Source organism: Staphylococcus pasteuri (assembly GCF_030547725.1).
GTDB classification, from domain to species: Bacteria; Bacillota; Bacilli; order Staphylococcales; family Staphylococcaceae; genus Staphylococcus; species Staphylococcus pasteuri.
Genome location: NZ_JAUOQO010000794.1, coordinates 1 through 243, shown reverse-complemented (window position 1 = coordinate 243; position 243 = coordinate 1). Strand labels below are relative to the sequence as shown.

Below are 243 nucleotides of genomic sequence, written 5' to 3'. Positions count from 1 at the left end.
GGTTTCGATAATGTGAATTTTACTGGGTGCACCTGGTTTTCCTATCACAGTTTTTGCTTTGACTAAATTAGCTAAACCGGTTGAGCTAGGATCTATTACCAGCACCAATTCATTTTGGCCAGTTTGCTGTTTAATACTAATGATAGTGTTAGCAATGTCTCGATTTTCAAATACCCCTGTCATATTAGGTGCGTTCAGTACTTGTTCTGTTACGCGGTTTATACCCAAATATACAATTGGTAC

At 37.9% G+C, this 243-nt stretch carries 1 protein-coding gene; it reads right to left on the bottom strand.

Going from position 1 to position 243, the window contains the following annotated elements; translation table 11 throughout:
* Positions 1-243: hypothetical protein (locus Q4528_RS15525; RefSeq protein WP_303522613.1), on the bottom strand; the 243-nt coding region annotated here is incomplete at both ends.